This window comes from Caloranaerobacter azorensis DSM 13643 (assembly GCF_900129995.1).
Taxonomy (GTDB): Bacteria; Bacillota; Clostridia; order Tissierellales; family Thermohalobacteraceae; genus Caloranaerobacter; species Caloranaerobacter azorensis.
The window spans coordinates 24,312-30,430 of sequence record NZ_FQXO01000025.1 but is presented as its reverse complement, the minus strand read 5'-3'; the positions used below and the strand labels follow the sequence as shown (position 1 = coordinate 30,430).

The window sequence follows — 6,119 nt, the reverse complement described above, 5'->3', positions numbered from 1 at the left end:
ATGGACACCCTTGCCTTTGGCTAGTGGTTGGCACGGTCAACCCCCACAGTGGACTCTCACCACCTAGTTGTTACGCATGCCCGGCGCACGTATAAGAAAAGCACCTAAAATTAGGTGCTTTTACATTTTTATTTATTTATATACTCTACTCCGTCAAATATAAGGGATATTATTGTATCTCCACTGGCTGTAAATGTTATTTGAAAGTTACTTCTTACTACAGCTCCAAAACTATTTTGAGCATCTACATAACTTTGAACTACTATTTTTTCTCTATCTTTTCCAAAATACCATTTTGTAATATTGGGAAATTTAGCAGTAGAAGGAGCCTTCAATATTGATTTTATTACATTTTGACAACGAATCTGTAAATCTGTTTGTTCTGATATAGTCATTGCCATACGTGGTGGAGCACCAAAATATGTTCTGTCATAGATAACTTTAACAATATCTATAGTACGGTCTTCTTGATTTAATACAGGGATCCAAAAATCTTCAATTTTATCTGTTACACTTTCATATCTCAACGCTGTCCCTGTACCCTTTACTTTTAAAATAGTATCCGCTGGAGTTATACCAAACATAGAAAAAATCGATGTTTCATCAGTATATTTCATAACATTATTTTCGCTACTATAAATATTAAATTCCACTACCTTATTATCAATAACTAAAAATTCGTAGTCACCATTTTTATAGGTATAAGTAGTAGTAGGATACACATTGCCATTTCTACTTTTAAAGTTCCATTCTTCTTTAGACTCTGGTTCGCCCATAATTTCAATCAATTGCTCTGGTGTTATTTTAGAAAATTTAGAAACGTCAATGATTATATCTTCATCATTTATAGCCTGTCGGCTTGAGTTATCTCCCATGCTAATTAAAATACTCACCAACACAGATATGGCAAAAAATACTATGATAATATATAAACATCCTCTAGGCTTCCTATTAATTTGTTTATCATTTTTCATAATATCCCCACTCCTTAATACTAATTTCGTCATTATTATAACAAATAGTGGGGATATTTGCAACAATTATCTATAATTCTCTGGTAACTGAAAACTTTCAAGATTTTCAATATCATCAAACGTAAAGTCAGTATCAAATGTAATTGGGTCATCTGACTGGTCATCTAATATCGCAGCAGGAATAGAATTTAGTATTACATTAGATAACACAACTTCTTGCTTGCCTACAGTGGATTGTGGGTCTTCATTTTTTATTTGCAGTTTAAGCCCTTTATAATTACCCGTTTTGAGGTATTGTATTGCCTGATTCAACATTTCACTGTTCATGAAATACATTGTCATTGACCCAGTTCCTTCTGCTCCAACTACTTTATGCTGTGTCATTCTATGTCCTAGCATTCGTCTTGATTGAACAATTAAGTCAATTTGAGCTGATAACTTTGATATCTCAAATAATTCTCTATTTTGCCCATTAATGGTGATGTAAGCCTTCCCTTCTTTTGCGGAAAGTGTATCAGATAATCTTGTATAATTATCTGCCATACATTAACCTCCTTCCTTAAGATAGATTAATTGTAATATAAATTTTCTCAACAGAATCTACTGGCTGGATGTAGCAATCAATTACTATGGCATCAGAGTCTTTCCCTGGGGATACAGTTACATCTTCAGGAGCAAAATTTTGAATAGCATTTAATCTTTGAAGTTCGTTGAAGTATTCAATCAATGTAGCCCTTAACAAAGACCTACCATCAGCATTATTATTAACTTTTCCGACATAGTTGCTTTCAAATATTTCAACAATATCGTTGTTAATACCATCAATAGTTCTTATTACTCTATTTTTAGTAAACTGCTTGCCTTTTTTAGCGCTAACACTAGTTAGTGAATTTATATCACTAACCACTGTAACATTTTGTGATGAATCCACCTTAAAGATGAATTTTCCATTTGTAATAGCAGTTCGCATCTCCGACTTTGTCATTCTTGGCACTATATCAATAGCACCTACATATTTCCTGCCTGTATTAGACTGATTAATATTTGCCCCTGCTGTTATCCCTGCTACCCATGCAGTACACTGTGCAGCAGTTAGCTCTGTACCATCTGTCAATTTAACCCCTTGGGTAACATTTATAATTCCCTCATAGTCAGCATCATAGTTAGCCATTACTGCTTGTATTTTTGCTCCTTCCTCTTCCCTCATTGCTTTAACCCATCTAGCAATTTCTTGCTTGTTTGCTTCATACTCTGCCCCATCATAAGGATATGCTAGAGTATTAAAATTAACTGTTTTAAGTGTTGCTAAAGCTGCTGTTATCATATCAGTTGTATGGGACGAGCCTAAATTATAGACAATAACTGTCTGTGCTCCCTTTAAAGCTTCATTTACAAGTAGTTTATCTTCATCTCTAATTCCTTCAGGATATTGGCTTTTATCTGTTGATGTAATTTCATACATTTCTCCTGCATTACCTACACTCATCTCTTGCAATAATACAACAATACCCCTATCACCTACAGTAATAGACAAAGGAGCATTAGTAAGGAAATTGATATAAGCACCAGGCAATATTTTATTTTGACTAGCCCATGTTCCTGCCATATTTTCACTCCTTTATATATTCGTATTTGTAGTTTGTTTCTGCATTTTAACAAACTCTTCTTCTTTAATCTCTGAATAGTTAATATCAAATGTAATATGCAGTACATCATCTGTTATTGTAGCTTGTTTATTTAGCACTCTATATGTGTCTATAAGGTCAAATTCTCTTAATAAATTAAGCTGTACAGATAAACAATCACTCTTTATTTCCGTCTTCCTCTTGTGGCTAAAATAAGCTATATCAAAAGACAGAAGGCTTTGATACTTATTATTTAGTCTTTTACTGTAAGATTGCTCTATAAGACTAATCAAAAAAGAGGGTGTTTTGAAATTTTGAGGAATATCTTCATCATATATTATATAATCAGGATAAAGTTCTAATAATTTGTTTACAATCGCTTGTTTAACATCATTTATCATACTTTTTATTCACCCTCTCAATTTCTTTTTTAAATTCCTTTACTAACGCTTTATCTACTCTGTGCATCGCTTTCTCCAATATAAATTGTCCTTTTACCCAACCTTTTGTTACGCCACCTTGAACAATCCTGTGCCCGTAGTTTACATAACTTGCATAATCTGCGGAATTAACTAATTCCTTTTCTACCCCCTTAGGTGTCTTTTTAGTAGGCATAACGTGCCAGCTTTTTCTTAAAAATCCTCCAACTCTTGGCGTACTAATTGTAAATCTGACATGCTTACCATCTCTTGTAGTAAACTCTACTACATTACCTTTGTACTCCCCCACAGGAGTATTTCTCCTAGCATATGCCGCACCGGTATTAACTGCTTTATTAAGTATTTTTTTATCTATATCACTAATATCATCAAGCATTGCTTTAAGCTCTTTTCTATACTTGTCAATAAATGCTTTATTCCTTCGATAATTACTACTGCTCATGCTGTATCCTCTCGCTTTACAGAAAATTCTTGGTGTGTACTATACGGGAAACCTTCACCAACCATAAGAGTTACTTGTCTTCCGTTTCTCTGCGTCACCACAACCTTATCACCTTCTTTTAGGTCCGTATCCAAGCTGCAAAATAGAGTATAAGAATTAATTAATTTTGGTACTCCATCAATACCTACATCAGCCAAAGAACCTTTGCTATAGTGGCACTTTACACCACTATACATAAGTTTCTCTTTTTGCTTTGTAATTCCGTTTTCAACCACTTCAAACCATCTATAGATATCCATTCTGTCTTTCCATAATCGTTGTAGAGCACTCATTTTCTAATCCTCCTAAACTGTTGAAGGGCTTTCTTGTCCCTGTCAGATAACCCATAGATAGTTTCTTTAGAAATTTCATCAGTGTTATATGTTATTGAAGTATCTCCTTCTTTTATAGACTTCACATCAAACACATTATTAGAGCCGTTTTCTACTTCATAGTCAATAATGGTTTTGACTTTTCTTCTAATAAAAGGCTCTAGCTGTTCCGGTAGTTCATGTAAATTACAATAATTCATTGCTTCTTGAATCACATCATCAATAAGCAGGTCCTTATTATCGTCTTCTATTTTTAAATTAGATTTTACTAATTCTCTTAATTCTTCTTTGAGCATCATTTTCAACTCCTTTTATTTAACTTTCTTTAAAAGCTTAATTAGCTCGTCTTTTTTAGCTCTGCTATCATAGTCAACACCTTTTTCATCAAGTATTGATTTGATTTCATCTTTAGTCAACTTATTATAATCTATTTCTGTATCTTCACTTATTTGGTTTTCAGTTTCTTGTTTTTGTCTTTCTAATTGTTTCCTTTGTTTCTTTTCTAACTCTAATAAATAAAATGTAGTTGCACCCATTTTTTCACCTCTTTCATAAAAGGAAAAGGCCAAGGTAGACCTTGACCTTAACCATTAGTAACAACCTTAACTACTCTCACTTTTTTCTTGTCATAAACCCTATCATAATTTTCAGCCTTAGCAATTTCATCAAGCGTTGGCATTTCCCCAGCAACTGCAGCTTCTGTCCACTTAAACCCTCTGACATGCATTATGAATTTCTGTCTGTTGATTAAAATATCTTCACCTTTTAGAGTGTTTCTATCTGTTTCAGTAGGTACTTTAGGAGTTCCTGCTATATATCCTACTGCTCCAGATGCAAATAAGTAAGAAGTATATTTCTTTCCACTTGTAGAACCATCTACGACAGGCAAAGAATCATCAACGATAATAGTTTTACCCATATATGTTCCAAAACCGATGTCTATTTTTGATTCAGGCATATATTCAATCAATTGTAGTTTTTGAAGGTTTGTATGCACTCTACTATGCATAGCAATTGCAGTAAATTTTTCTTTTGCGTCCCCTAAAAGTTGTGCAGCTTCAAGGAATATTTCTCCACTTGCCGTTTCTCCTGTTCCATCTTCTTTTGAAACATCTAGAATCAAATCGCCACCATCATTTGCTTCATTATCAGCAAATATACCATCTAGCATTTTTAGCAGGATCTTTTGTTGCTGTCTTGTCCAGTATGCTGCTACACGCTTACCGATAGCCTGCATTGGATCACTACCTGCTAATTCTGCTGCCAAGTCTTCTGAACTCCATGCTTTACCGAACTCAAATATTCTTGCAACATCTTTCCCAGCAGTAATTTTTTCAGGAGTTAAAGCAAAATCACTTTGAATAGCTTCAGGTTCTCCGTCTAAATCGTTCCAAAATGGCATATTTATAGTTGTACCACCGTTAGGCACTTCTACGCCCGGTACAATTCCCATAATCCCAGAACGAATTAATGCATTTTGTTCTTCAATTGTGTTAATTACATAAGGGTTAAAAACTTCTGGAATAATAATATCACTAACTCTTGTTACTGGCATATAAGATCATCTCCTTTTCTTATTTTTATAGTCCAAATAATGTAGGATTGCCGCCTGCCTGGATTATTAATTGTTTTGCTTTTCCCGGGTCTTCCCGAATTAACTTTCCTTGCTCTGTAAGATTAAAATGTTCTTTACTCCAAGGGTTTTTATCACCTAAAGAACTTCTGCCAGTATTGTTTGGGTCCTTACCTTTAATATCTGGCTTAAATAAATCCTTGTATCGTTCTTTCAATGTTGCTAGCTGTTCATCAATGCCTAATACTGTACCATCTTCAGCTACCGATAGCTTTGACTTGTCGAACTTACTTATTAATAGTTCTGGATATTTAGCATCAGTAAGTTTTGATTGTATTGCCGCATTGATAGTCATATCCTTTATCTTTGCTTCATACTGTTCTTTAGTGGCTTTATTGGCTTCTTGCAGTTCTTTGATAGTTCTTTCTAGTTCTTCATTGCCTTTTACTTTATCCTGGAGTTCTTTAAGTTGTTTATCTCTTTCTTTAATTTGTTGCTCTAACTCTTTTTTAGTCTCGTTTACTTCATCAAATCTGGCTTTAGGAATAAATCCTTTTAATTCCTCTTTATGAGCTTCTAAAACCTTTTCTGCCTGTTCTTCAGTTAATCCCATTTCAATTAATTGTTCCTTTGTCATCTTTCATTCTCCTTTCATCTTCACTTTTTAACCCGGTCGTGCCCGGTGATGTCTTGT

Annotated in this window: 10 protein-coding genes; all 10 read right to left on the bottom strand. The window is 34.0% G+C overall.

Features of this window, described 5'->3' with window-relative positions; translation table 11 throughout:
* Positions 1–128: 128 nt before the first annotated feature.
* The gene (locus BUB51_RS05690) at positions 129–974 is read right to left on the bottom strand and encodes a hypothetical protein (RefSeq protein ID WP_073196190.1); all 846 of its coding nucleotides are present in this window, start codon (positions 972–974) and stop codon (positions 129–131) included.
* A 66-nt stretch (positions 975–1,040) separates the two neighbouring features.
* The gene (locus tag BUB51_RS05685) at positions 1,041–1,517 is read right to left on the bottom strand and encodes a phage tail tube protein (protein ID WP_073196188.1); all 477 of its coding nucleotides are present in this window, start codon (positions 1,515–1,517) and stop codon (positions 1,041–1,043) included.
* A gap of 16 nt (positions 1,518–1,533) precedes the next feature.
* Positions 1,534–2,580, bottom strand: a complete 1,047-nt coding sequence (locus BUB51_RS05680; protein WP_073196187.1) for a phage tail sheath subtilisin-like domain-containing protein — start codon at positions 2,578–2,580, stop codon at positions 1,534–1,536.
* A 12-nt stretch (positions 2,581–2,592) separates the two neighbouring features.
* Positions 2,593–3,000, bottom strand: coding sequence for a phage tail terminator family protein (locus BUB51_RS05675; RefSeq protein ID WP_143153572.1), 408 nt, complete (start codon positions 2,998–3,000; stop codon positions 2,593–2,595).
* On the bottom strand, positions 2,990–3,481 hold the full coding sequence (locus tag BUB51_RS05670) for an HK97 gp10 family phage protein (RefSeq protein ID WP_073196185.1): 492 nt from the start codon (positions 3,479–3,481) through the stop codon (positions 2,990–2,992). The genes BUB51_RS05675 and BUB51_RS05670 overlap by 11 nt, the downstream gene beginning before the upstream one ends.
* Positions 3,478–3,813, bottom strand: coding sequence for a hypothetical protein (locus BUB51_RS05665; RefSeq protein ID WP_073196182.1), 336 nt, complete (start codon positions 3,811–3,813; stop codon positions 3,478–3,480). Before BUB51_RS05665 ends, BUB51_RS05670 begins: the two co-directional genes overlap by 4 nt.
* Positions 3,810–4,151, bottom strand: a complete 342-nt coding sequence (locus tag BUB51_RS05660; RefSeq protein ID WP_242945558.1) for a head-tail connector protein — start codon at positions 4,149–4,151, stop codon at positions 3,810–3,812. The genes BUB51_RS05665 and BUB51_RS05660 overlap by 4 nt, the downstream gene beginning before the upstream one ends.
* Positions 4,152–4,163: 12 nt before the next feature.
* A complete protein-coding gene (locus BUB51_RS05655) occupies positions 4,164–4,388 on the bottom strand; it encodes a HeH/LEM domain-containing protein (RefSeq protein ID WP_073196179.1) in 225 nt (74 codons plus the stop codon).
* A gap of 47 nt (positions 4,389–4,435) precedes the next feature.
* Complete coding sequence (locus BUB51_RS05650; RefSeq protein ID WP_073196178.1) at positions 4,436–5,407, bottom strand: major capsid protein; 972 nt, start codon at positions 5,405–5,407, stop codon at positions 4,436–4,438.
* A 25-nt stretch (positions 5,408–5,432) separates the two neighbouring features.
* The gene (locus tag BUB51_RS05645) at positions 5,433–6,062 is read right to left on the bottom strand and encodes a phage scaffolding protein (protein WP_073196176.1); all 630 of its coding nucleotides are present in this window, start codon (positions 6,060–6,062) and stop codon (positions 5,433–5,435) included.
* Positions 6,063–6,119: the final 57 nt, after the last annotated feature.